This is a genomic window from Streptomyces sp. WAC00040 (assembly GCF_056835925.1).
Map to the genome: position 1 here is coordinate 3,040,380 of NZ_JAKQZE010000001.1, position 23,472 is coordinate 3,063,851.

Genomic DNA, 23,472 nt, shown 5'->3' on the forward strand with positions numbered 1-23,472 from the left:
CACCGGCTCCTCCGTCTGCTGCGGCTCACATGGTGGCACGGACCGGTAACGGGTCGTCGCCCTCCCTCAGGTGTCGGTCCGATAACGGACACGACAGCCCTTCTTATACACCCTTGACACCCCTAAAGGTCTAGGCCAAGCTCCCGGTACTGGTCTAAACCATTAAGGATCAGGTCCCAGCCCCACGGCAGAATCTGGCGCGCGTCCCGTCAAGTGCTGCGCGACTCCCGGGTGGTGGGGGGTAACTCTTGCATCCCTTTGAGGAGGGTGGCGTGAAGCGCAAGCTCGTAGCAGCGGTGGGTGCGGTGGCCATGATGGCCTCGGTCGCGGCCTGTGGTTCCGACGGCGGCAGTGAATCGGCGAAGAGCCCGAAGGACCGCAAGGAGACGTTGACCGTCTGGCTGATGGTCGACGCCCAGTCGACCTGGCCCGAGCTGGTCAAGGACGTCAACGCGCAGTTCAACAAGAAGTACCCCGGTGTGAAGGTCGACGTCCAGTACCAGCAGTGGGCGGACAAGGCCAAGAAGCTCGACACGGCCCTCGGTGGCGACAAGTTCCCCGACGTCGTCGAGCTCGGCAACACCGAGACGATGCAGTACATCCTCAACGGCGCCCTCGCGGAGATCGACCCGAAGAAGTACGAGAACTCCGACACCTGGATCCAGGGCCTGAAGGACACCTGCTCCTTCGAGGGCAAGCAGTTCTGCGTGCCTTACTACGCCGGCGCCCGTGTCGCCATCTACAACACCGAGATGCTCAAGAAGGGCGCGGGCGTCGACAAGCTGCCCGAGACCGAGGACGAGCTCCTGGCGGCGATGGACAAGGTCTCGGCCGAGTACGGCAAGAAGGACAAGCGCTTCTCGTCCCTCTACCTGCCGGGCCGCTACTGGTACGCCGCCATGTCCTACGTGGCCGCCTACGACGGCAAGATCGCCGAGTACGACGAGGGCGCGAAGGAGTGGAAGGCCTCTCTGTCCTCGCCGGAGTCGCAGAAGGGCATCCAGCACTTCATCGACCTGGTCAAGAAGTACAACAAGGCCGACCAGACCAAGGACGAGCAGGACCACGCCAACGTGATGGCCAACGAGAAGGCCGCACTTCTCTACGGCAACGGCTGGGAGTCCGGCTCCGTCATCGACGGCAAGAACAACGGCAACCCGAAGCTCGAGGGCAAGATCCTCACGGCCGGCATGCCCGGCCCGAACGGCAAGGCGCTGCCCTCCTTCATCGGCGGTTCCGACCTCGCGGTGACCAGCAAGTCGAAGGTCGCGGACCTGGGTGAGGAGTGGATCTCGCTCTTCACCAACGAGAAGTCCATGGAGGTCCTGGCGGCCAAGAACATCCTTCCGAACAACACCAAGCAGCTGGAGCCGCTGAAGGCGAAGCCGGAGACAGCTCCGATCGCCAACGCGGTCCCGGACGCGTGGTTCACCCCGATCGCCCCGGGCTGGACCTCGATCGAGAAGGAGGAGGTCCTGGAGAACATGCTCCTGGCCATCCTCAAGGGTGACTCCGTGGAAGCGGCCACCAAGGCGGCCGACGCCAAGATCAACGAGCTGATCAACCAGGAGTCCTGACGGGCCTCGGGCGTCCCGGCGCCCCGCCGAGGACGCCCGACGGGCTCTCCAGGCGGTGGGCGGGAACCGCACCACGCGGCTCCCGCCCCCGCCCTTTTCGGTGCAGAAGAACAAACGGAAGGTCAGCCACGTGACTGCCGCCGACACCAAGGCCGCCGGCCCGCCGGTACCCCTACCACGTGCCCCGAAAGGCACCGGCCCCAGGCCGGCGCCCGACAAAGGGATCAGCGGCTCCGGCCGGAAGAAGCGGAAGAAGGGAGAGCTTCTCCCGTACCTGCTGATCCTCCCGGCGCTCGTAGCGGTCGCCGCGGTCTACGCCTTCCCGCTGGCGAAGACCGTGATCATGTCCTTCCAGGACATGGGGCGCAAGGAGCTGTGGACGGGCGAATCGCCGCCCTGGGTCGGCTTCGAGCAGTTCACCAACATCCTGGCCGACGGCGAGTTCTGGTCGGTCACCGGTCGCACCGTCGTCTTCATGGCCGTCTGCGTGGGCCTGACCATGGGCATCGGCCTGCTGCTCGCCCTGCTGATGACCCGGCTGACGACATGGGTGCGACTGGTGCTGACGGCGGCGCTCGTCGCTGCCTGGTCGATGCCCCTGATGGTCGCCGCCTCCATCTTCCGGTGGCTCTCCGACTCCGACTACGGCCTCATCAACACCCTGATAGCGAAGGTCGCGGGCGAGGACTTCCTCGGCCACAACTGGTTCCTCGACCCGAAGCAGGGCTTCGCCATCATCGCCCTGCTGGTCGTCTGGGGCGCCATCCCCTTCGTTGTCATCACCTTGTACGCGGCCCTCACCCAGGTGCCCAAGGAGCTCGAGGAGGCCGCGTCCCTCGACGGCGCGAACGCGCCCGCCGTGTTCCGCTTCGTCACCTGGCCGGTGATCCGGCCCGTCTTCACCATGGTCGCCACCCTCTCGGTGATCTGGGACTTCAACGTCTTCGGGCAGATCTGGCTGCTGCGCGGCAACAAGCCGGAGCCCGAGTACGAGACCCTCGGCCTCTATTCGTTCTCCAAGGCCTTCGAGTCCACGTCGTTCAGCCAGGGCACCGCGATCGCCCTGATCACTGTTCTGCTGCTGTCCGGTGTGGCCGTCTACTACCTGCGTCAGCTGATGAAGACAGGAGAGGTCGAATGAGCACCTCCACCGCTCCCTCCCCGGCCGGCGCCGGACAGGACCTGCGGCCCGACCGCAAGAAGTCCCGCCGGCACTACGACCTCATCGGCCTGATCACCGCCGTCCTGATGGCCTTTCCGGTGTACTGGCTCGTCATCAGCGCCCTGCGGCCCAACCATGAGATCCGGTCCTACAACCAGACGCTCTGGCCCTCGTCGCTGACCTTCGACAACTTCGCGCGCGCGGTGAAGCAGGAGAACTTCGCCACCGCCGTCCAGTCGAGCCTCATCGTCTCCGTCACCGCGGTCGTCGGCGGAATGATCATCGCCACCCTGGCCGCCCTGGCCATCGGCCGGTTCCGCTTCTTCGGCCGCAAGGCGCTGCTCATGGTGCTGATCCTGGTCCAGATGCTGCCGCCGACCGCGATGCTCATCCCCATCTACGCGCAGCTCAACGCCATCGGCGGGCTCGACGAGTACTGGGGCCTGATCGTCGTCTACCTCGTCTCCACGCTGCCGTTCGCGATCGTCATGATCCGCGGGTTCGTGGTGAACATCCCCGTGGAGCTCGAGGAGTCCGCGATGGTCGACGGCTGTACCCGCATGGGGGCCTTCCGCCGCGTGATCTTCCCGCTGCTCGCCCCCGGCCTCGCCGCGGCCTCCATCTTCGCCCTGGTCAACGCGTGGAACGAGTACCTCTTCGCGTACATCCTGATCAACGACAACTCCAAGTACACGCTCAACGTCTGGCTGATGACGTTCACCACCGAGCGTGGAACGGACTACGGCGCACTGATGGCGGCCTCCACACTCATCGCACTGCCCGTCGTCGTCTTCTTCATGATCATCCAGAACAAGATGGCCGCAGGGCTCACCTCGGGCGCAGTGAAGGGATAACGCCACCTCATGACGACTCTGGTACGTGGCTCGTCAGGCACCCTGACCCGCGACGCGCTCACAATCCTCCAGCCCGGCTTCGTCGGCACCACCGCGCCCGACTGGCTGCTGCGGCGGATCGGCGAAGGGCTCTGCGCCGTCGGCCTGTTCGGCCGCAACATCACCTCACCCGGCCAGCTCACCGCGCTCACCGCCCGGTTGCGGGCGGAACGCGACGACGTCCTTGTCGCCATCGACGAGGAGGGCGGTGACGTCACCCGGCTCGAGGTGCGAGGCGGCTCCTCGTTCCCCGGCAACTACGCGCTGGGCTCGGTCGACGACGTGGACCTCACCCGCGCCGTGGCGCACGAGTTGGGGCGCCGGCTGGCCGCGTGCGGGGTGGACCTCAACTGGGCGCCGTCCGCGGACGTCAACTCCAACCCGGACAATCCCGTCATCGGGGTGCGTTCGTTCGGCGCCGACACCGCACTGGCCGCCCGCCACACCGTCGCCTATGTCGAGGGCCTGCAGGCCGCCGGCGTGGCCGCATGCACCAAGCACTTCCCGGGGCACGGCGACACCAACGTGGACTCGCACCACGCGGCGCCGCGCATCGATGTGGACCTCGACACGTTGCACGCCCGTGAGCTGGTGCCTTTCAGGGCGGCCATAGCAGCGGGTTCCAAAGCGGTGATGAGCGCGCATATCCTACTTCCCGCGCTCGACCCCGACCGTCCCGCGACGCTGAGCCCGCAGATCCTCACCGGTCTGCTGCGCGAGGAGCTGGGCTACCAGGGCCTGATCGTCACGGACGGCATGGAGATGCAGGCCATCTCGTCCACGTACGGCATCGAGCGCGGCTCGGTCCTCGCGATCGCCGCCGGTGCCGACGCCATCTGCGTCGGTGGCGGCCTGGCCGACGAGGAGACCGTACTGCGACTGCGCGACGCGCTGGTCGATGCGGTGCGGAAGGGCGACCTGCCCGAGGAGCGGCTGGCCGACGCGGCGGCACGTGTACGTGCCCTCGCGGACTGGACGCGGCGGGCCAGGGGGGCAGCAGCAGAGCCGGGCGCGGCTTCACAGGAGGGGACCGCGCCCGGCTCCGACTCCGATATCGGTCTTGTCGCGGCGCGCCGCGCGGTCCGGGTCACTCCGGGCGGACGGCCGTACGAGCCGGTCACGGAGGCCCCGTACGTGGCGGCCTTCACCCCCGTCGCCAACATCGCTGTCGGGGACGAGACTCCGTGGGGCGTCGCCGCCGAGCTGACGGCTCTGCTGCCCGGTACGGAGACCGGCACCTATGCCGAGGAGGGTGATACGCCCGGGTTGGTGGCAAATGTGCTGGAGGCGGCGGCGGACCGTAGGATCGTCGCTGTGGTTCGCGACGTCCACCGCCACCCGTGGATGGCGAATGCCCTTGAGGCGCTCCTCGCGGCCCGTCCCGACGCGGTCGTGGTCGAGATGGGACTGAACCGGGCGGCGCCCGCGGGGGCCCTGCACATCGCTACCCATGGTGCCGCCCGCGTCTGCGGGCGCGCCGCCGCGGAGGTCATCACCGGCCGCTGAGCCGGGAGTGGACCTGCGTGGACCGTGCAGTGCCGGGCGGGCGCCGTCTGCGTCGCGCCCGGCACCCTGAGCGCCATCTGGAGGCAACGGGCATGTCCGCCACGACGTCGGCCGAGCACGAGGAGCACCCGGGCCGGATCATGTCCGGCGAGATGGCGCAGCAGCCGGCGGTCCTGCGGCGCGTCCTGGACGAGGGCGCGCAGCGGATCAGGGAGGTGGCGTCGGCGATCGCGGCGAAGAAGCCGCGCTTCGTCCTGCTGACGGCGCGCGGCTCTTCCGACAACGCCGCGCTGTACGCGAAGTACCTGATCGAGATCCGGCTCGGCCTGCCGTGCGGACTGACCTCCATGTCCACCACCACCGCCTACGGCGCCCGTCCCTCGCTCGCCGACGTCCTGGTGATCACGGTCAGCCAGTCCGGCGGTTCGCCCGACCTGGTGGCGTCGACGAAGGCGGCGCGGGAGGCCGGCGCGGTGACCCTGGCGGTGACCAACAACCCGGACTCGCCGCTGGCCGCGGTCTCCGAGTTCTCGATCGACATCATGGCCGGCCCGGAGAGGGCCCTTCCGGCCACCAAGACCTATACCGCCTCCCTGCTGGCCCTCCACCTGCTGGTGGAGGGCCTGCGCGGTGGTGAGGCCCCGGCGGCCGGACGGCTGCCGGAGCTGGCCGGACAGATCCTCGGCCGGCAGGACGAGGTGCGGGCGCTGGCATCGCGCTACCGCTTCGCCGAGCGCATGGTGATCACGTCGCGGGGCTACGGCTACCCGACGGCGAGGGAAGCGGCGCTCAAGCTCATGGAGACGAGCTACATCCCCGCGCTGGCGTACTCCGGCGCGGACCTGCTGCACGGGCCGCTCGCCATGGTCGACAACGTCTCCCCGGTGATCGCGGTGGTGCCGGACGGCAAGGGCGGCGAGGCGCTCCAGCCGGTGCTCGACCGGCTCCGCGGCCGGGGTGCGGACCTCTTCGTGGTGGGCCCGGCAACCCAGGTCGAGGCCGCGTCCGCCGGCTTCGTACTGCCCACGGAGGGCGTGCCGGAAGAGCTCCAGCCGATTCTGGAGATCCTTCCGCTGCAACTGCTCGCGTACGAGGTGACCATTGCCCGAGGGCAGGACCCCGACGCGCCGCGGGCGCTGGCGAAGGTGACGGAGACACGCTGAGCCGGATCGTGCGGCGGGGCCGTGATCGCGACGGGCGGGTGTGGATGAGGGGCCCGCCCGTCGTCCACGACGGTGTATAAGTATGGTGGCGGAACTTAAAGCGCCCCAGGCATGGACAGCGCCGAATGGTCTAGTCCGCAATCGATACTGCACAAGCCTCCGCCCTCCCCGCACAGGAGGGTGGAACGAGGTCCCCGGCGCTCTCTGCCCTGACTGCGCCGAGACCTCCCACGGCCGACCGGGACCGCACACCCTTCGGCCGCGCAACTCCGGGCTGCGGTGCCGGACGGGTCGAGGGTCCCGTCGCGGCGCCGCGGCCCGCGGGTACCCTCGCTGACGTGCCCTCCATGAACGAACTCGTCCGCCAGCACACCGCTCTGAGTGAGTCGGACCTCGAGTGGCTCCATCTGCTGGTCTCGGAGTGGCAGCTGCTCTCCGACCTCTCCTTCGCCGACCTCGTGCTGTGGGTGCCCACCCGTGACGGCACGCGGTACGTCTCCGTCGCCCAGATGCGGCCGAACACCGGCCCCACCTCGTACCAGGACGACATGGTCGGCCACCTGGTGCCGCGAGGGCGGCGCCCGCTGCTGGACGCCGCTCTGGACGAGGGGCGGATCGTGCGCGAGGGCGACCCGGAGTGGCGCGAGGAGGTGCCGGTCCGGGTCGAGTCCATCCCCGTACGCCGCGAGGGCCGTGTGCTCGGCGTCATCGCGCGCAACACCAACCTGCTCACCGTGCGCACCCCGTCGCGGCTGGAGCTCACCTACCTCCAGTCCGCCTCCGACCTGGCGCAGATGATCGCCGCCGGCACGTTCCCCTTCCCCGGGGAGCAGGTAGAGATGGATTCCTCGCCGCGTGCCGGTGACGGGCTGATCAGGCTCGACGCGGACGGCATCGTCCAGTACGCCAGCCCCAACGGGCTCTCGGCGTACCACCGTCTCGGCCTGGCCTCCGACCTCGTCGGCCAGCATCTGGGCCAGGTCACCGCCGAACTCGCCCCCTCCCGCGGGCCGGTCGACGAGGCCCTCGTCAAGATCGCCAGCGGATATGCGCCCCGCGAGACCGAAGTGGAGGGCAACGGCGGAGTCATCCAGCTGAGGGCCATCCCCCTCAAGCCCAAGGGGGTGCGCATCGGCTCCCTGGTGCTCCTGCGGGACGTGACCGAACTGCGCCGCCGCGAGCGGGAGTTGATCACCAAGGACGCGACCATCCGGGAGATCCACCACCGGGTGAAGAACAATCTCCAGACGGTGGCCGCGCTGCTGCGCCTCCAGGCGCGCCGGATGGACTCCGTGCGCGGCCGCGAGGCGCTCAACGAGGCTGTACGGCGTGTGGGTTCGATCGCGATCGTGCATGAGACGCTGTCCCAGAATCTGGACGAGCGTGTGGAGTTCGACGACATCGCCGACCGCGTGATCGCGATGGTCGCGGAAATCTCACCCGGCAAGGTCGACTGCCGGCGCACCGGTCGCTTCGGCATCCTCGACGCCGAGATCGCCACACCGCTGTCCATGGTGCTCACCGAGGTGCTCCAGAACGCCCTGGAACACGCCTTCTCGCAAGGGGAGCAGGGTTCGGTGGAGGTGGCGGCCGTCCGGGGTGACGCGCGCACGGAGAACGCCCGGCTGCTGATCACCGTTCAGGACGACGGCCGCGGTCTGCCGGAGGGCTTCGACCCGCAGCGGACCGGGAACCTGGGATTGCAGATCGTACGGACCCTGGTCGAGGGAGAGTTGGGCGGGACGTTCGACATGGTCCCGGTCCCCGCGCCGGGGCGCGGCACCAGGGTCGTTCTCGACATCCCGGTGCCGGACCGGCGTTAGGGCGCCGCTCAGGGACTGGTTGCCGGGCCGGCCCTCGCTCCGGCCGCGCCGACGGCGTGCGGCCCGAGAGTGCACAGCGAAGAGCCCCGGGCCGTGTGACACGGTCCGGGGCTCGAAGCTCATGTGCTGCATGTGCGATGCGCATCGGGGGTACTGCGCGCTGCGGCTCGAAGGCGGTGAGTGCGTACTCGCTGTACGCGCCGCCGGGAGGCCGGTAGCAGGGGGCGTCAGGCGCTGGCGTTACGCGCCCGGTTGCGAGCGGCACGGCGCTTCATCGCGCGGCGCTCGTCCTCGCTGAGGCCACCCCAGACGCCGGAGTCCTGGCCGGACTCGAGCGCCCACTGCAGGCACTGCTCCATGACGGGGCAGCGACGGCAGACGGCCTTGGCTTCTTCGATCTGCAGCAGCGCAGGACCGGTGTTGCCGATGGGGAAGAACAGCTCGGGGTCTTCCTCGCGGCAAACGGCGTTGTGACGCCAGTCCATGGCTGCTACCTCTCCTTGGTATTACGTGCGGGTTGCTTGTGAATGTGAACGCTTTCACGAATCCCCCCGCAAGGGAAGGGCCGATCGCCAGCTTGCCCGGCGTTGGGTCCTGGATTCGTGGAGGGGTTCCGGCGGTCTGTGGGGCCGATGTTGCGGGCCGTCCCGATCGCCATGTAGAGATTCGCAAACCTCGGCGGCGGATACAACCCCTTCCGGAAAGTTTTTTTTGATTCCTCGGTGTCGACTAGGTCACAGCCGTACTTCTATGGGGTGGATCCCAGCCCGTACGTTCGAGATAAAGGACTTTCGGTCCTTCCGGTCACACAATCACACGCAGTGCACGGCGAACGCCTGTGAACGTCACGCTCGTGCGCAGCCCCAGGTGGTCACCGTCCATCTGGAAGGGCAGCGGGACCTTTGAATGCAAGGTGAAGTCGGTCTGGTCGTGAAGTGTGAGTGCGTGCTTTCCGTGCGGTCCGCGCTCCGGGCTCGAGGTCAGCAGCTGAGTGCCGTAACGCGCCACCGCGGGGGTCGACAGCTTCGACAGTCCCAGCACGTCGAGGGCGGTGTCGAAGGAGGCCTTCGGGGACGCGTACACCGGACGATTGCCCAGGTAGGTCCACGGTGAGGTGTTACAGACTATGGACAGCACCAGGTCCTCCACCGGGGCCGCGCCGGGCCGCTCCAGCGTGATGGTGCCGCGTCTGCGGTGCGGGTCGTCCAGGAACTGGCGCAGCACCTGGCGGACGTAAAGGGCGTGCGTCGACCGCTTGCCGCGTTCACGGTGCTGTTCGACCCGGCCGACCACGCCGGCGTCGAACCCCAGTCCGGCACAGAAGGTGAACCAGCGCTGCGGGACGCTCTCGTCGTCCGTGCCCGGCGTGCCGGCCGCGAGGCCCAGGCCGACCGTCTGCTCCGTCCGGTCGCGGAGCGCGTCCAGGATCGCGCCGGTCGCCTCGACGGCGTCGTTCGGCAGTCCCAGAGCGCGGGCGAAGACGTTCGTGGAGCCGCCGGGGACGACCGCGAGGCGGGGGAGCCCCTCCGGGTCGGGGCCGTTGTGCAGCAGGCCGTTGACCACCTCGTTGACCGTGCCGTCGCCGCCGAGGGCGACGACCAGGTCTATGTCGCTGGACTCCGCGGCCCGGCGTCCCAGGTCGCGGGCGTGGCCGCGGTACTCGGTGGTGACCGCCTCGATCTTCATCTCGCTCGCGAGTGCGTGGATCAGTACGTCGCGCGTGCGGGCACTGGTGGTGGTTGCTGCCGGATTGACCACGAGAAGTGCGCGCATGCGATGCAGGGTACCTACTGGGGGGTACCTGGCCCAGTCCGGGTTTCGGGGGCCGGGTGCCGGGGGCGTGGGACGACGGCGGACGAGCCGCGGGTCAGGTGGCCTGCCCGTGGGCGGTCGCCCTCGCTCGGGTCGCGGCTACCCTGCATGGGTGAGCAGCGACGACCAGACCTCCGCCCCCGGCCGCCCCACCCGACTGACCGCCGCGGCAGCGGTGTGCGCCGCCGAAGGGCTGGCGCTGGTCGCGGGCGGCGTGTACATGCTCGTGATGGGTCTGCTCGGCCGGCCCGACAGCCCGTCCCAGGCGGAGATGGGCGGCCTGACGCTGATGGCCCTCGGGGCGATCCCGCTGGCGGCGGCGCGAGGGCTGCTGCGGCAGCGCAGCTGGAGCCGCGGACCGGCGATCATCACCCAGCTGATCGGGATGATCCCCGCATGGACGCTGCTGCGGGCGTCCGGCGCGCTGATTCCGCTGGGCGTGGTGCTGGCGGCGGTCGTCGTGACGGGCCTGGTGCTGCTGGTGAACCCGACGACGGCGCAGGCGCTGGGGATCCGTAGCCGCGCATAGCCCTTGGGCGGGCGGCGCGTTCGGGCGTCGCCCCGGCCGGGTGTTTCGCCCTGCGGGGCGTGGCTGCACCCGCCCGGCCCGCCCGTGGCGCGTGCCCCGTGCGGGGCGTGGCCTGCGGCATGGGCGGGGCGAGGGGCCTCCGGAATTGCTGTCCTCACCGTGCTTCGCGCGAGTTGCGACGCTTCACTTCCGGGCACCCTCCTACGACCCCACCCCCTCCCGCCCGGTGCCGCCCCGCCGGCTGGTGGTCCCGCAGGGGCGCGTCTCGGTGTGCGGGGCCGTCAGGCCGGTGGCTGCTCCCTGCGGGAGGGCGGTCCGGCATTGGACGGAGGCCGCGAGGGTCACTCCTCGACCAGGAGCCGTTCGCGGAGTTGCGCCAAGGTGCGGGCGAGGAGGCGGGAGACGTGCATCTGGGAGATGCCGACCTCCTGCGCGATCTGCGACTGGGTCATGTTCCCGAAGAAGCGCAGCAGCAAGATCCGCTTCTCCCGCGGCGGCAGGCCCTCCAGGAGCGGCTTGAGGGACTCGCGGTACTCGACGCCCTCCAGGGCCTCGTCCTCGGCGCCGAGGGTGTCCGCCACCGCCGGGGACTCGTCGTCCGTGTCGGGGACGTCAAGGGACAGCGTGGAGTACGCGTTCGCGGACTCCAGGCCCTCCAGGACCTCCTCCTCCGAGATGCCGAGGCGCTCCGCCAGCTCGTGCACGGTCGGGGACCGGCCGTGCTGCTGGGAGAGTTCGGCCGTCGCGGTCGTGAGCGAGAGCCGCAACTCCTGCAGACGGCGCGGCACCCGCACCGCCCAGCCCTTGTCGCGGAAATGGCGCTTGATCTCGCCGACAACCGTCGGGGTCGCGTAGGTCGAGAACTCGACACCGCGATCCGGATCGAACCGGTCCACCGACTTGATCAGGCCGATCGTCGCGACCTGGGTGAGGTCGTCCAACGGCTCGCCGCGGTTACGGAACCGTCGCGCCAGGTGCTCGACCAGCGGCAGATGCATCCGGACCAGCTGGTTGCGCAGCTCGGCCCGCTCGGGCGACCCGTCGGGCAGCCTGCGCAGTTCGATGAACATCGCCCGAGCGCCGCTGCGGTCATGGGGGTGATGATCCTGCTGGTGCTCGCTCATACGGTCCGCCCGCTCTGCCGAGGCCGTACGGCCATCAGGTTCGTCCACCACCGGGTGCGGCCGCGCCTGCTGCTCAGGGATGCCGGCTGACGCGCTCAGCACCCTCGGGCCTCGCTCCTCGTCCTCCCGCATCGAACCGTCCCCGTTTCCGCTGCTCACGCCGGCCCGGGTCCCGCGCCGCGCTGCTTGTACAGACTGATGGCGACCGTGCGGTCGTCGGCGACCGACGAGTCGACCTTGCCGGCCAGTGCGGAGAGCACCGTCCAGGCGAACGTGTCACGCTCCGGCGCCCGGCCGTCGGTGGTCGGCGCGGAGACCGTCACCTCCAGCGAGTCGTCCACGAGCCGGAACACACAGCTCAGGACGGACCCCGGGACGGCTTGCTGCAACAGGATCGCGCACGCCTCGTCCACCGCGATCCGCAAGTCCTCGATCTCGTCGAGGGTGAAGTCCAAGCGCGCTGCGAGGCCGGCGGTGGCCGTTCGCAGTACGGACAGGTAGGCACCCGCAGCGGGCAGCCGGACTTCGACGAAGTCCTGGGTCCCGGGCTCGCCTGCAATATGGGACACCCTCACCTCCAAGGTGGCACAAGCTCTTTCCGGGCCGGGGGCAGAGGCCCCGCGGCCGTGCGTTACGCGGTCGGTCACGCAGCCAGGTCTGGCCTGGCGACGCTATCGCGATCCATGGTGCCGTGTCGCCAGGACCCCCTGCCGACAGTGTCACTCAATGTAAGCCCATGAGCACGCACAGTGGCTAGAGGTCTGCGCCGCCCAATTGAGAGGGGGCGGCGGATGGTTGACGTACCCAGGCGTCAGACGATCGAACCGTCGACGAAGCACCACCGCCACACCTGTCCCGGCTCGAAACTGCGCATGACCGCGTGCCCCGTCTCGCGGAAGTGCGCGCTCGCGTGCCGCATCGGTGAGGAGTCGCAGCAGCCGACGTGCCCACAAGACAGGCAGAGTCTGAGCTGGACCGGGTGGCTACCGACGGCCAGGCATTCCGGACACGTGTCGGTCAGCGGCGCCGGTTCGGGGCGCGGCAGTTCTGCTACGTGGGGGCACTCGCTCATGATTGCCAGATTACGACGGGGACGACGGACGTGAGGTCGGTGTGATGGAAGCATTGCCGCTGGTCGGACTGATCGCGGTGAGCGCGGCGGTGGCCGGGGCGGCGCGCAGGACACCGGTCCCGGCGCCGCTGCTGCTGGTGGCGGCCGGGCTGGCCGCCTCGTACGTGCCGGGAGTTCCCGAGTACCACCTCGACCCGCACATCGTGCTGCCGCTTGTACTGCCGCCGCTGCTGCATCTCGCCGCGCTGGACAGTTCGTACCTCGACCTGCGGGCCAACATCCGTCCCATCGCGCTGCTGTCCGTGGGCTATGTCCTGTTCGCGACGGTGGCGGTCGGCTGCCTCGCCTATCTGCTGGTGCCGGATCTGCCCCTGGCGACGGCCTTGGTGCTCGGCGCGGTGGTCGCGCCGCCGGACGCCGTCGCCGCGACGGCCATCGCGCGCAGGCTCGGCCTGCCCACCCGGATCACCACGATCCTCCAAGGCGAATCCTTGGTGAACGATGCCACCGCGATCACCGCCTTCAAGGTCGCCCTCGCGGCCGCGATCGGAGCCGGCACCAGCTGGGGCGACGGGTTGGCGGAGTTCGCGCTGGCCTCCGTCGGTGGGGTCGGCGTCGGTCTGGCGCTGATGATCCCGATCCACTGGCTGCGCAAGCACCTGAAGGAAGCGCTGCTGCAGAACATCCTGTCGCTGCTCATCCCGTTCATCGCCTATGCCGCCGCCGAGCAGGTCCACGCCTCCGGGGTCCTGGCCGTGGTCGTCGTCGCGCTGTACCTGGGCCACCACGCGTACCAGGTCGACTTCGCGACCCGGCTTCAGGAGGAGGCCGTCTGGAAGATGGTCGCGTTCGTCCTCGAGTCCACCGTCTTCGCGCTGATCGGGCTTCAACTGGCGATCGTGGTGGGGGAACTGGGCGACTACGGCGTGGGGGAGTCCCTCTGGTACGCGGCAGGGGTGTTCCTCGCCGTGGTGTTGGTGCGGTTCGTCTGGGTCTATCCGGCGACTTTCCTGCCGCGGATGCTGTCCCGGCGGATCAGGGAACGTGAGCCGGACCCCGGCCGGACGGGACCACTGATCGTCAGCTGGGCCGGCATGCGCGGTGTCGTCTCGCTCGCCATCGCCTTCTCCATCCCGATGACGACGTCCGACGGAGCGGACTTCCCCGCCCGCAACCTGGTCCTGTTCCTCACCTTCACCACCGTGATCGGAACGCTGGTGGTGCAGGGACTCACGCTGCCGCCGCTGATCCGTGCGCTGAAGATCCCCGGCCACGACGTCCAGGCGGAGACCCTCGCGGAGGCCCAGGCGCAGAGCCAGGCGTCCGCGGCGGCGGAGCGGCGGCTTGAGGAACTGCTCGCGGACGAACGCAACAGGCTGCCGCAACCCTTGGAGCAGCGGCTGCGCGCGGTGCTGGAACGCCGCAGGAACTCGGTGTGGGAGAGGCTCGGTGCGGTGAACGAGACGACCGGCGAATCGGCCGACGACACCTACCGACGGCTCGCGAGGGGAATGATCGCGGCGGAACGGGACGTCTTCGTGGACCTGCGGAACCAGCGGGTCATCGACGACGAGATGTTGCGCAAACTGCTGCGCAGGCTCGACCTGGAAGAGGCGGCGGCCTACCGCGAGGACACCGCCTGAGCCGTCACCCGGCGACACCGCCTCCCCGCCCGTCCTCCTGTCCGGTGATGACGGCGGCGACCGTCGTGCCGGGCGGGAAGGCCCCTTCCGCGGCGATTTCCACAAGTGCTTTGAGCAGCTTCGCGACATAGACGCGCTCCACGGGAACGCCGTGGCGAGCGCCGAACGCGGCCGCGAACGCCTCGAGTTCAGGAGTGGTACGGGCGTACCCGCCGAAGTGGAAGCGTTCGTCCACGGACCAGTTGCCGGTGGGGCCACCGAAGGCCTCTTCCTGAAGGGCGCGGACCGCCGCGCCGAGGAACCCGCCCTTCAGTATCGGGATGCCGAGGGCCCGCTGCCCGTCGCCGAGTCCGGCCGCCAGGCCGGCGAGGGTGCCGCCGGTGCCGCAGGCGACGGCCGCCACGTCGGCGAGGCCGCGCAGCTCGCGGCCGAGTCCGGCGCACCCCGCGGCGGCCGCTGCGTTGCTGCCGCCCTCGGGGACGACATACACGTCGTCCGGCGCCGCCGTCCGGAGGATCCGGGCGAGTGTGTCCGGGTCGTCCTTGGCACGATAGGTGGCGCGGTCGACGAACAGCAGGCGCATGCCGTCGGCGGCGCACCGGGCAAGTGACGGGTTCAGCGGGCGGTCGGCGAGCTCGTCACCGCGGACGACGCCGATCGTGCGGAAGCCGAGCAGCCGGCCCGCGGCGGCTGTGGCACGCAGATGGTTGGAGTACGCGCCGCCGAAGGTCAGCACCGGCCGGCCCGCCGCCGCCCGCAGGTTCGGTGCCAGCTTGCGCCACTTGTTGCCCGGCAGGTCCGGGTGGATCAGGTCGTCACGCTTGAGGAGCAGCCGTACGCCGTGCCGGGAGAAGCGGTCGTCCTCGACCGGCTGAAGCGGCGACGGCAGCCGGGGCCGCAGCGCGGCCACCGGATCGGACGATGTTCTTTCGGACATGAACCCATTCTGGCGGGATGTGCGAATGAGCCCGGCTCCTGCCCCGGTCGGCCGTGATCCAGTCACACTCATTTGTGTAATGGCGCACTTACACAGCGCACTGGGAGGCTTGCTTTCGCAGATCAGAACATGATCGAGAGGGAGTCTCATGACGGTTGGTTCGGTTGGTTCCGTCGACGAGGACATGCGCGACCAGACACCCCAGCAGAGTCTCGGTACGGCTGCCGCACGGAACCTCGCGACCACCACCAAGTCCGTCCCGCAGATGCAGGAGATCACCTCCCGCTGGCTGCTGCGCATGCTGCCGTGGGTGCAGGTGCAGGGCGGTACGTACCGGGTGAACCGCCGCCTCAGCTACTCGGTCGGCGACGGCCGCGTGACGTTCATCCAGACCGGCGACCGTGTCGCCGTGATCCCCGCCGAACTGGGGGAGCTCCCGGCGCTGCGGGACTTCGACGACGAGGTGGCGCTGACGGAGCTGGCGCGGCGGTGCGAACAGCGTGAGTTCGCTGCGGGAGACGTGCTGGCGACCGGCGGCCGGCCGGCGGACCGGATCTTCCTGCTGGCGCACGGCAGGGTCGAGAAGGTGGGAGAGGGGCCGTACGGGGACGAGGCCGTCGTCGAAGTCCTCGCCGACGGGGCCTACTTCGGCGACCAGTCGCTGGTGGACCGGGAAGCGGTCTGGCAGTACACCGCCCGCGCCGCGACCGCCTGCACGGTCCTCGTACTCACCAGGGACGACGTGCTCAACCTGGCGGACCGGGCGGAGTCGCTGGGCGCGCACCTGGCGAGCCTGGCGGCGCTGCCCCACCAGCGCACCAACAAGTACGGCGAAGCGGCGATCGACCTCTCGGCCGGCCATGTCGGCGAGGCGGTCGTGCCGCACACCTACGTGGACTACGACGCCGCGCCGCGGGAGTACGAGCTGAGCGTCGCCCAGACGGTGCTCAAGGTGCACAGTCGTGTCGCGGACCTCTACAACCAGCCGATGAACCAGACGGAACAGCAGTTGCGGCTGACCGTCGAGGCGCTGCGTGAGCGGCAGGAGCACGAGCTCGTCAACAACCGGGAGTTCGGCCTCCTCCACAACTGCGACTACGGGCAGCGGCTGCAGCCGCACGACGGCGTGCCGAGCCCGGACGACATGGACGAACTGCTCTCGCGGCGGCGGGGCTCGAAGCTCTTCCTCGCCCATCCGCGCGCCATCGCCGCCTTCGGCCGCGAGTGCAACAGGCGCGGACTGGTGCCCGACAGCGTGGAGGTGGCGGGCCACCATGTGCCGGCCTGGCGCGGCGTGCCGATCTTCCCGTGCAACAAGATCCCTGTCACCGAGGCCCGGACGACGTCGATCATCTGCATGCGTACCGGCGAGGACGACCAGGGCGTCATCGGCCTCCGGCAGAGCGGCATCCCGGACGAGATCGAGCCGAGTCTGTCGGTCCGCTTCATGGGCATCGACGAGCAGGCGATCATCTCGTACCTGGTCACCGCCTACTACTCGGCGGCCGTGCTCGTCCCGGACGCGCTCGGCGTCCTGGAGAACGTCGAGGTGAGCCGTTGGCGGTGACCTGCCGAGGGGTGACGTGACCTTCGGGGCGCGGTGCCGCTCGCCGCCCGCCCGCGAGGAGGACCCACCGGGAAAGGAACGCCAGTTGACCATGCCGGACACCGTCGGTGGCCGAGAGGCCGTCGCCCTTCTCGAGCGCACCCGCAGTGCGGTCGATCCCGAACTCCGCTCAGCCATCGCGTCGCTGCCCGGTCCCATGCGCCGGATCGCCATGTACCACTTCGGCTGGGAGCGGTCCGACGGCACCCCGGCCGCCGGTTCCACGGGTAAGGCCGTCAGGCCGGCGCTGGTGCTCGCCGCGTGCCAGGCACTGGGCGGTGACCCGCGGCAGGCCGTGCGGGCGGCCGCCGCGGTGGAGCTCGCGCACAACTTCACACTGATGCACGACGACGTGATCGACGAGGACCCCACTCGCAGGCACCGGCCCACGGCGTGGAGCGTCTTCGGCACTGCCGACGCCATCGTCGCCGGGGACGCGATGTCGGCGCTCGCCCTGCGGCTCCTCGCGGAGGACCGGCATGCGGCATCCGTCCCCGCGGCGGTGCGGCTGGCGGCCTGCGTCATCGAGCTCTGTGCGGGCCAGCAGGCCGACTGCGCCTTCGAGGAACGTCCACCGCTAGAGGTCACCCTGGAGGAGTGCCTCGCCATGGCGACCGCCAAGACCGGGGCCCTGCTCGGCTGCGCCTGTGCCCTCGGCGCCCTGTACGCCGGCGCGGACGAGGAGCAGGCCGATGCGATGGACGCCTTCGGGAGAGAGGCCGGACTGGCGTTCCAGCTCATCGACGACCTCATCGGGATCTGGGGCGACCCCGAGCAGACGGGCAAACCGGCCGGCGCGGATCTCGCCGCGCACAAGAAGTCGCTTCCGGTGGTCGCCGCGCTGGCCTCCGGCACGGCGGCGGCGGCCGAACTGGCCGAGTTGTACCAGGGGCCGATGAGCGCGTCGGCGGTCCGCCGGGCCGCCGACGCGGTCGAACGGGCCGGAGGGCGGGACTGGGCCCAGACGCATGCCGGTGAGCGGATGTCACGGGCGGTCGGTCAGCTGTCCCGAGCCGTCCCGGACCTGGCCGCGGCCGGCGACCTCCTGTCCTTGGCCGAATTCGTCACCCGCCGTAGCCGATAAATCACTTAGAGCGCGTAACCACTTCAACTGAAACGCTATGTGTGACGGGCTGCGGGCTCCGGTCCGGCCGGGCGCCGGTATGGGCGTGTGTCGTCAGGTACAGGGCTCGGCCATCTGCGTCCGCTCAAGAAACAAGGGGGCCTGGCCATGGAGGGCCGGCCGCCGGTGGCTGTCCGTAAGGGCTTAGCTGTCCGAGCTGTCCATACCGACTTATTCTGGCCTTATGGGCAGCAAAGGACGTGAAGTACCGCGGACGAGTCACGACCCGCAGCAGAAGTGCGCCGCGTGCGGGCAACCCGTGGAATCGGCGGTGAAGCGGCACAAGACACTGGGGACGTACGTCCCGTTGTGGGAGCCGGGTCCCTGCCGCAATCCTGACTGTCCGCTCTATGTCCCCGTTGAGGGCGGGGCGAAGGCCGACCCTCAGGTCGGGCCGGGCCGGTCCGGCGGGCCGGCGGAGAAGGGCGGACCCGGCGCATCCGACTCCGACGCCTCGGCGGCGGGGTCGGCCGGAGAATCACCCGACGACGCGTCCGGCAGGCAGACCGGCACATCCTGAGGGGCACCTGCGGCGCGGCCCGCTCGGGCCTACCGCTACAGTCCGCGCATGTCATCGGAGTCTACGGAAGCCTGGGCGGGCTGGTACCGCGACCGGCAGGGCGCGGAGTCGGTCACCATATCGGCGAGCGGCGGCCAACTGCGCACATCCATCAGAGGCGTTGTGTACGAGGGGGCCACCTTCGCCGCCCTCAGGGCGGAGGGAGCGTCCCAGGTGCTGGCCTCCTGCGTCCTCGAATGGGACATGCCCCTGCCCGTCCACGCGGACGGCACGGTCCAGCAGGCGACCCTCAGCTGTCTGCTGACACTGGGTGAGCCCACTGAAGGAGTGCCGCCCCTCGACCGGGCGGACCTCAATCTGACGCTGCACTACGGCGGCGCGGCGTACGAAGCGGGGGTCGCGGACGGGGACTTCGAGGACGCCCTCGGCAGTATCCGCCGCCAACTGCCGCCCGGCGCCGAACTGGGCCGACGCGAACCGGCCCAGGCCTGAGCACCGGCTCGCGGCACCCGTGACAGGGCGCCCCGCCGTGCACTGCGGGGCGCCCCCTCCCGGTGGCCGGCTCCGGTGTCAGGAGACCTTGGCGATCGCTGCCGCGAGCCCGTTCGCCCAGAGCTGGTTCACCCGGGAGCGTTCCGCCGAGTTCGGGTAGGCGTTCTGGCACGAGGTGCCAGGGCCGCCGCCCGACATCAGCTCGCTGCACGGACCCGAGTAGTCCTGACCGCCGCCTACCGCGAGGCGGCCCTGCGGGCGGCCGCCTACCGGCAATGGCTGCTCCGCCACAAGAGCCCCCTGCTGACGCGGGCGGAACCGGCCCTGCTGCCGGCGCCTGATACGGCGTGGGGATGAGGAGGGCGCCCGCGGCTGTCAGCCGTCAGTTGCCGCGCCCGCCCGGGCACGCACCGTCGCGGGCGTAGAGGGTCACCTGCGCGCCCTTGACCCGGGTGCGGGAGCACTCGTGGAAGTGGGTGTGCAGGACTTCCCGTTTGACCGCCTCCTGCGGCACCGTGTCCTCCGGCTGGCCCGGCGGGTCGCTCAGCACCACGATCCGGTCCGTCGACAGCATGCGGGCGCGGATCTTGGAAGCGGGGAGTTCCTCGCCCTGGAGGGACGCGGAGGCCCGCGGCGTCGTTCGGAGCGCGAGGTCGACGAGACCGCCGTACTCGTCCGGGTGGGAAAGCCTCCACTCGCGTCTGCGTGAGGGCGCGAAGACGACCCCGTCGCCGGGGGCGGAGACGCGCCGGACCTCCTCGGCGACGGCAGTCACGTCGTCCTTCCTGCTGTCCGGGCTCCGCATCTGCAGCGTCACCGGGGTGAGCGCGAGCACGGCCGCGAGAGCCGCCGCCGTCAGGACCGCGGCCCGGGGAAGCCGGGCGCGGAGCGGTCCACGCCGGGAGGCGGCCGTGACGAGCGCGCTCACAGAGGTGCCGACGAGCAGGGCGAAACCGATGTCGGTGAAGAGGACGTACCGGTCCACGTACATGGGCTCATGGACCGCCGCGAGCAGCAGCAGGGCCGTCGGGAGCACCGCGAGGGGCAGGGCGAGACGCGGCAGGAGCACAGATCTGCGGTCGGCGGCGGGGTACCTGGCGCAGATCACGGCCGCCAGGGCCACGCCCGTGATCTCCAGCCATTCCCTGGGCTTCGGGCCGCTGATCCACGACACCTGCCCGGACTGGCCCGCGCTGAGCAGGACCAGCGGGACCAGGCCGGCGGCCACGGCGGCCGCCGCCACCGCCCATGCGAGCCGGACGGGCCGGTCCGCGCGGGAAACGAGCACGGTGATGCCGTGCGCGGGCAGCGACAGGACCGCGAACTCGTGGAGCCAGCTCGCGGCGAGCAGGGAGAATCCGTAGAGGATCCACAGGTGGCGGGACGGTTCGGTCAGACAGCGCAGGAGCAGATAGGTGCCCAGTGCGACGAGTGCGCAGACGAGCGCGTAGGAGCGCCCCTCCTGGGCGTACATCTGCACCTCGGGGGTGAGCGCGAAGACCATGCCGCTGAGCAGGCCCGCCCTGCGCCCGGCGATGCGGCACCCGGTCAGTCCCACCAGCCCGGCGGCCACGGCCACGGCCAGCACGGACGGGAGCCGGAGGGTGATGAGGCCGCCGTCCCGGAGGGCGAAGAGGCCGTGCATCAGGAAGTAGTAGAGGCCGTGGACGGCATCGGCGTTCTGAAGGAGCTGCCAGATCTCCGCAAGGCTCCGGTGCGCGACCTGGTGGGTGACGGACTCGTCGCGCCACATCGTCCCCTGCCGGGTGATGCCCCACAGACCGAGGGCCAGGGCGAGGGCGGCCGGGGCGAGGAAGGAGTGCGCCCGGTCGGACAGGTCCGCCGGTGCGGGCTGCTCGCCGACCGACGCGGGGGGCATGGCCGGAGGGCCCTCGGCCGTGGACCGTTCCCGAAGCTCGATGGCTCCTCCTCGCGACACTGCGGCCACTGGAACCGGAGGCGGTACTTCCATTTGCTGCCTCAACGGCCGCACCCGGCCCGCGGGACTCCGGACGAGGAGCCTTGCGGGCCGGGTGCGGGAAGCTGACGCGAGGTCAGGCCTTCTTGGTCTCCCAGAAGATCTTGTCGATCTGGGCGATGTGGTCGAGGGCCTTCTGGCCGGTCGCCGGGTCCGTGGACGCCTTGGCGGCGGAGAGCGCCTTCAGGGTGTCGTTGATGAGCTGGTGCAGCTCGGGGTACTTCTCGAAGTGCGGCGGCTTGAAGTAGTCGCTCCAGAGCACCGAGACATGGTGCTTGGCGAGTTCCGCGCGCTGCTCCTTGATGACCGTGGCACGGGCGCGGAAGTGCGGGTCCTCGTTGGCCTGGTACTTCTCCTGGACGGCCTTGACCGACTCCGCCTCGATGCGGGCCTGGGCCGGGTCGTAGACACCGCAAGGCAGGTCGCAGTGGGCGCTGACCTTCACCTTGGGGGCAAACAGGCGGGAGAGCATTGAGCTGTCCTTCCTCGTGATCGTCTTCTCAGGTGGGACATTACTCCGTGAGGAACCCGTTTTGGCGGGTGCCCCCATGGGCTTAGGTCAAAAGTCCGGGGTCCGAGCCGGGCCGGTGGCCGAACATACAGTGGGAGTCGGAGGTGGCTGATGACTGAACAGGGGCGGGAGCCGAGGGCCCGGTTCGGGGTCGCCGAGGTGACCGGGCCGTCGATGGTTCCGACGCTGGTGCACGGGGACCAGCTGCTGGTCGACTACCGCGCCTCGCTGCGGGTCGGCGACGTGGCGGTGCTGCGCCATCCCCTCCAGCAGGACCTCCTCATCGTCAAACGGCTGGCCGAACGGCGCGACGGGGGCTGGTGGGTGCTCGGCGACAATCCCGGCGCCGACGGCGACAGCCGGGTCTTCGGGGTGGTGCCGCCCGAGCTGCTGCTCGGCCGGGTGCGCAGCCGCTTCCGTCCGCTCACCCAGGATCAGCGGTCCGTGACGGGTGTCGTCTCCTGGCTGGTCTCAGCGGTGCGGCCGGTGGGCCCGGACCGCTCGCTCTCCAGACGCTTGCGCGCCCGGTAGGCGGCCACGTTGGCCCGGGTCGCGCAGCGGTCGGAGCAGTAGCGCCGCGAGCGGTTCGTGGAGGTGTCCAGGTAGGCGTTGCGGCAGGGTGCCGCCTGGCAGAGGCCGAGGCGGTCGACGCCGTACTCGGTCAGATGGAACGCCAGTCCCATCGCGGCGATCGCGGCATAGCCCGCGGTCGCGTTCGAAGGGTGGTCGGCGAGATGCATGTGCCACTTGGGGCGGCCGTCCTCGTCCCGGTGGTCGTGCCCCGAGATCTGCGGGCTGACGGGGAACTCCAGCAGCAGGGAGTTGAGCAGGTCGACGGCCTGGGTCTCCTCACCCGCGTCGGCCGCGGCGAAGACCGCGCGCAGCCTGCCCCGTACCGAGCGGAAGCGGGTGACGTCCGAGTCGGTGGCGCGGCGGGCGGCCTGGGACGACGCGCCGAAGAGCTCGCGGACGGCTTCGACCGAGGTGAGGGAGTCCTTGTTGCGAGCCGGCTCCTCGGTGTTGACCAGCCGTACGGCGTAGTCCGAGTAATAGGCCAGTTCCACTTGTAGTCCTTACAGCGGCATTCTAGGGTGAGGGTAACGGCTGCTTATCGATCGAGGGTATTACGGACAGGAGGCTTCCGGTGGGCGGGACGGACAAGGGCACGGCGGCGGGCACCGACTGGCGGGCCTGGCAGGAGAGCTGGGACCGCCAGCAGGAGTGGTACATGCCCGACCGCGAGGAGCGGTTCCGGGTGATGCTGGACATGGTCGAGGCCACGGTCGGCCCCAAGCCGAGAGTCCTCGACCTCGCCTGCGGTACGGGAAGTATCACGGACCGGCTCCTGGGACGGTTCCCGGAGGCCACCAGCACCGGGGTCGACCTCGACCCCGCGCTGCTGACCATCGCCCGGGGCCACTTCGCGGGTGACGAGCGCGTCTCGTTCGTCACCGCCGACCTCAAGGACCCCGCCTGGCCCACGTCCCTGCCGCACACCTCGTACGACGCGGTGCTCACCGCCACCGCGCTGCACTGGCTCCACAGCGAACCACTCGCCGCGCTCTACCGGCAGATCGGCACCCTCGTCCGCGACGGCGGCGTCTTCATGAACGCCGACCACATGAAGGACGTCTCCACGCCCCGCATCAACGCCGCCGAGCGCGCGCACCGGCACGCGGGCATGGAACGGGCCAGGGCGGCCGGCGCCCTCGACTGGGCCGAGTGGTGGGCGCTCGCCGCCGAGGACCCGGTCCTCGCCGAGCCGACCGCGGAGCGGTTTCGCATCTACGGCGAGCACGCCGACGGTGACACCCCCTCCGCCCAGTGGCACGCGGAGGCGCTGCGGGCGGCGGGCTTCGCCGAGGCGCGGCCGGTGTGGGCGTCACCGTCGGACGCGCTGGTGCTGGCCCTGAAGTAGCGGCGGAACGCGCAGGGGCGGTACGGACCACCGGGTCCGTACCGCCCCTTGCCGATTCCGCTCGGAACGCCTTCGGCGGATCA

At 70.2% G+C, this 23,472-nt stretch carries 22 protein-coding genes and 1 pseudogene; 13 read left to right on the forward strand and 10 right to left on the reverse strand.

What is annotated here, in order from left to right:
* Window positions 1-272 precede the first annotated feature (272 nt).
* The 6 genes from MDN94_RS14270 (at window position 273) to MDN94_RS14295 (ending at window position 8,124) form a co-directional block, all read left to right on the forward strand.
* Entirely contained in the window at window positions 273-1,577 is a 1,305-nt protein-coding gene (locus MDN94_RS14270; protein WP_482726188.1) for a sugar ABC transporter substrate-binding protein, read from the forward strand.
* A gap of 130 nt (window positions 1,578-1,707) precedes the next feature.
* Entirely contained in the window at window positions 1,708-2,718 is a 1,011-nt protein-coding gene (locus MDN94_RS14275; protein ID WP_482726189.1) for a carbohydrate ABC transporter permease, read from the forward strand.
* The gene (locus tag MDN94_RS14280) at window positions 2,715-3,593 is read left to right on the forward strand and encodes a carbohydrate ABC transporter permease (protein ID WP_482726190.1); all 879 of its coding nucleotides are present in this window, start codon (window positions 2,715-2,717) and stop codon (window positions 3,591-3,593) included. Before MDN94_RS14275 ends, MDN94_RS14280 begins: the two co-directional genes overlap by 4 nt.
* A gap of 9 nt (window positions 3,594-3,602) precedes the next feature.
* On the forward strand, window positions 3,603-5,138 hold the full coding sequence (locus MDN94_RS14285) for a glycoside hydrolase family 3 protein (RefSeq protein WP_482726191.1): 1,536 nt from the start codon (window positions 3,603-3,605) through the stop codon (window positions 5,136-5,138).
* A gap of 92 nt (window positions 5,139-5,230) precedes the next feature.
* Window positions 5,231-6,301 (forward strand): SIS domain-containing protein, encoded by a 1,071-nt coding sequence (locus MDN94_RS14290; RefSeq protein WP_482726192.1) that lies wholly within the window; start codon window positions 5,231-5,233, stop codon window positions 6,299-6,301.
* A 347-nt stretch (window positions 6,302-6,648) separates the two neighbouring features.
* A complete protein-coding gene (locus MDN94_RS14295; protein WP_307710482.1) occupies window positions 6,649-8,124 on the forward strand; it encodes a PAS domain-containing sensor histidine kinase in 1,476 nt (491 codons plus the stop codon).
* A 227-nt stretch (window positions 8,125-8,351) separates the two neighbouring features.
* Here the strand turns inward: MDN94_RS14295 and MDN94_RS14300 are convergent, their stop codons facing one another.
* Together MDN94_RS14300 and MDN94_RS14305 are read right to left on the reverse strand one after the other, a co-directional pair.
* Entirely contained in the window at window positions 8,352-8,609 is a 258-nt protein-coding gene (locus MDN94_RS14300; protein WP_003953983.1) for a WhiB family transcriptional regulator, read from the reverse strand.
* A 319-nt stretch (window positions 8,610-8,928) separates the two neighbouring features.
* Entirely contained in the window at window positions 8,929-9,897 is a 969-nt protein-coding gene (locus tag MDN94_RS14305) for a diacylglycerol/lipid kinase family protein (protein ID WP_482726193.1), read from the reverse strand.
* A 151-nt stretch (window positions 9,898-10,048) separates the two neighbouring features.
* On the opposite strand from MDN94_RS14305, the gene MDN94_RS14310 reads away from it, so the two are divergent.
* The gene (locus MDN94_RS14310; RefSeq protein ID WP_441264122.1) at window positions 10,049-10,465 is read left to right on the forward strand and encodes a hypothetical protein; all 417 of its coding nucleotides are present in this window, start codon (window positions 10,049-10,051) and stop codon (window positions 10,463-10,465) included.
* A 341-nt stretch (window positions 10,466-10,806) separates the two neighbouring features.
* Here the strand turns inward: MDN94_RS14310 and MDN94_RS14315 are convergent, their stop codons facing one another.
* From MDN94_RS14315 to MDN94_RS14325, 3 genes are all read right to left on the reverse strand, one after another.
* Complete coding sequence (locus MDN94_RS14315; RefSeq protein WP_482726194.1) at window positions 10,807-11,748, reverse strand: RNA polymerase sigma factor SigF; 942 nt, start codon at window positions 11,746-11,748, stop codon at window positions 10,807-10,809.
* Window positions 11,745-12,158 (reverse strand): ATP-binding protein, encoded by a 414-nt coding sequence (locus MDN94_RS14320; protein WP_005312080.1) that lies wholly within the window; start codon window positions 12,156-12,158, stop codon window positions 11,745-11,747. Before MDN94_RS14320 ends, MDN94_RS14315 begins: the two co-directional genes overlap by 4 nt.
* Before the next feature lie 242 nt (window positions 12,159-12,400).
* Window positions 12,401-12,661, reverse strand: a complete 261-nt coding sequence (locus MDN94_RS14325; protein ID WP_482726195.1) for a UBP-type zinc finger domain-containing protein — start codon at window positions 12,659-12,661, stop codon at window positions 12,401-12,403.
* Window positions 12,662-12,705: 44 nt separating this feature from the next.
* Here MDN94_RS14325 and MDN94_RS14330 point away from each other — a divergent pair, with 44 nt between their 5' ends.
* Complete coding sequence (locus tag MDN94_RS14330) at window positions 12,706-14,304, forward strand: Na+/H+ antiporter (protein WP_482726196.1); 1,599 nt, start codon at window positions 12,706-12,708, stop codon at window positions 14,302-14,304.
* Between the two features lie 4 nt (window positions 14,305-14,308).
* On the opposite strand, the gene MDN94_RS14335 is transcribed toward MDN94_RS14330, so the two are convergent.
* Window positions 14,309-15,241 carry a 1-aminocyclopropane-1-carboxylate deaminase/D-cysteine desulfhydrase gene (locus tag MDN94_RS14335; protein WP_482726197.1) on the reverse strand — a complete coding sequence of 311 codons (933 nt, stop codon included), beginning with the start codon at window positions 15,239-15,241 and terminating at the stop codon, window positions 14,309-14,311.
* 148 nt (window positions 15,242-15,389) lie between these two features.
* Here MDN94_RS14335 and MDN94_RS14340 point away from each other — a divergent pair, with 148 nt between their 5' ends.
* From MDN94_RS14340 to MDN94_RS14350, 3 genes are all read left to right on the forward strand, one after another.
* Entirely contained in the window at window positions 15,390-16,808 is a 1,419-nt protein-coding gene (locus MDN94_RS14340) for a family 2B encapsulin nanocompartment shell protein (protein ID WP_482726198.1), read from the forward strand.
* A 91-nt stretch (window positions 16,809-16,899) separates the two neighbouring features.
* A complete protein-coding gene (locus tag MDN94_RS14345; RefSeq protein WP_482726199.1) occupies window positions 16,900-17,931 on the forward strand; it encodes a family 2 encapsulin nanocompartment cargo protein polyprenyl transferase in 1,032 nt (343 codons plus the stop codon).
* A 607-nt stretch (window positions 17,932-18,538) separates the two neighbouring features.
* Window positions 18,539-18,982: a DUF6304 family protein gene (locus MDN94_RS14350; protein WP_482726200.1), complete on the forward strand. Its 444-nt coding sequence runs from the start codon at window positions 18,539-18,541 to the stop codon at window positions 18,980-18,982.
* Between the two features lie 78 nt (window positions 18,983-19,060).
* On the opposite strand, the pseudogene MDN94_RS14355 reads toward MDN94_RS14350, so the two are convergent.
* The 3 genes and pseudogenes from MDN94_RS14355 to sodN all read right to left on the reverse strand — a co-directional run.
* Window positions 19,061-19,204: pseudogene (locus MDN94_RS14355) on the reverse strand (snapalysin family zinc-dependent metalloprotease); the annotation flags it as partial.
* 160 nt (window positions 19,205-19,364) lie between these two features.
* The gene (locus MDN94_RS14360) at window positions 19,365-20,861 is read right to left on the reverse strand and encodes a glycosyltransferase family 39 protein (RefSeq protein ID WP_482726201.1); all 1,497 of its coding nucleotides are present in this window, start codon (window positions 20,859-20,861) and stop codon (window positions 19,365-19,367) included.
* A gap of 175 nt (window positions 20,862-21,036) precedes the next feature.
* On the reverse strand, window positions 21,037-21,432 hold the full coding sequence (gene sodN / locus MDN94_RS14365) for a superoxide dismutase, Ni (protein ID WP_159687380.1): 396 nt from the start codon (window positions 21,430-21,432) through the stop codon (window positions 21,037-21,039).
* A gap of 150 nt (window positions 21,433-21,582) precedes the next feature.
* Here sodN and sodX point away from each other — a divergent pair, with 150 nt between their 5' ends.
* Complete coding sequence (sodX, locus tag MDN94_RS14370) at window positions 21,583-22,002, forward strand: nickel-type superoxide dismutase maturation protease (protein ID WP_482726202.1); 420 nt, start codon at window positions 21,583-21,585, stop codon at window positions 22,000-22,002.
* Here the strand turns inward: sodX and MDN94_RS14375 are convergent.
* Window positions 21,906-22,535, reverse strand: a complete 630-nt coding sequence (locus tag MDN94_RS14375) for a CGNR zinc finger domain-containing protein (RefSeq protein ID WP_005312054.1) — start codon at window positions 22,533-22,535, stop codon at window positions 21,906-21,908. The genes sodX and MDN94_RS14375 overlap by 97 nt on opposite strands.
* Window positions 22,536-22,699: 164 nt before the next feature.
* Between MDN94_RS14375 and MDN94_RS14380 the strand changes: the two genes are divergently transcribed.
* On the forward strand, window positions 22,700-23,389 hold the full coding sequence (locus MDN94_RS14380) for a class I SAM-dependent methyltransferase (RefSeq protein WP_482727075.1): 690 nt from the start codon (window positions 22,700-22,702) through the stop codon (window positions 23,387-23,389).
* Window positions 23,390-23,472 lie beyond the last annotated feature (83 nt).

What these genes read in the sequence shown, in the direction of transcription:
- MDN94_RS14335 (WP_482726197.1), bottom strand. Translation starts at nt 15,241, where the DNA reads ATGTCCGAAAGAACATCGTCCGATCCGGTGGCCGCGCTGCGGCCCCGG.
- MDN94_RS14345 (WP_482726199.1), top strand. Translation starts at nt 16,900, where the DNA reads ATGCCGGACACCGTCGGTGGCCGAGAGGCCGTCGCCCTTCTCGAGCGC.
- MDN94_RS14380 (WP_482727075.1), top strand. Translation starts at nt 22,700, where the DNA reads ATGCCCGACCGCGAGGAGCGGTTCCGGGTGATGCTGGACATGGTCGAG.
- sodX (WP_482726202.1), top strand. Translation starts at nt 21,583, where the DNA reads ATGACTGAACAGGGGCGGGAGCCGAGGGCCCGGTTCGGGGTCGCCGAG.
- MDN94_RS14360 (WP_482726201.1), bottom strand. Translation starts at nt 20,861, where the DNA reads ATGCCCCCCGCGTCGGTCGGCGAGCAGCCCGCACCGGCGGACCTGTCC.
- MDN94_RS14295 (WP_307710482.1), top strand. Translation starts at nt 6,649, where the DNA reads ATGAACGAACTCGTCCGCCAGCACACCGCTCTGAGTGAGTCGGACCTC.
- MDN94_RS14300 (WP_003953983.1), bottom strand. Translation starts at nt 8,609, where the DNA reads ATGGACTGGCGTCACAACGCCGTTTGCCGCGAGGAAGACCCCGAGCTG.
- sodN (WP_159687380.1), bottom strand. Translation starts at nt 21,432, where the DNA reads ATGCTCTCCCGCCTGTTTGCCCCCAAGGTGAAGGTCAGCGCCCACTGC.
- MDN94_RS14280 (WP_482726190.1), top strand. Translation starts at nt 2,715, where the DNA reads ATGAGCACCTCCACCGCTCCCTCCCCGGCCGGCGCCGGACAGGACCTG.
- MDN94_RS14340 (WP_482726198.1), top strand. Translation starts at nt 15,390, where the DNA reads ATGACGGTTGGTTCGGTTGGTTCCGTCGACGAGGACATGCGCGACCAG.
- MDN94_RS14290 (WP_482726192.1), top strand. Translation starts at nt 5,231, where the DNA reads ATGTCCGCCACGACGTCGGCCGAGCACGAGGAGCACCCGGGCCGGATC.
- MDN94_RS14325 (WP_482726195.1), bottom strand. Translation starts at nt 12,661, where the DNA reads ATGAGCGAGTGCCCCCACGTAGCAGAACTGCCGCGCCCCGAACCGGCG.
- MDN94_RS14330 (WP_482726196.1), top strand. Translation starts at nt 12,706, where the DNA reads ATGGAAGCATTGCCGCTGGTCGGACTGATCGCGGTGAGCGCGGCGGTG.
- MDN94_RS14305 (WP_482726193.1), bottom strand. Translation starts at nt 9,897, where the DNA reads ATGCGCGCACTTCTCGTGGTCAATCCGGCAGCAACCACCACCAGTGCC.
- MDN94_RS14350 (WP_482726200.1), top strand. Translation starts at nt 18,539, where the DNA reads ATGTCATCGGAGTCTACGGAAGCCTGGGCGGGCTGGTACCGCGACCGG.
- MDN94_RS14285 (WP_482726191.1), top strand. Translation starts at nt 3,603, where the DNA reads ATGACGACTCTGGTACGTGGCTCGTCAGGCACCCTGACCCGCGACGCG.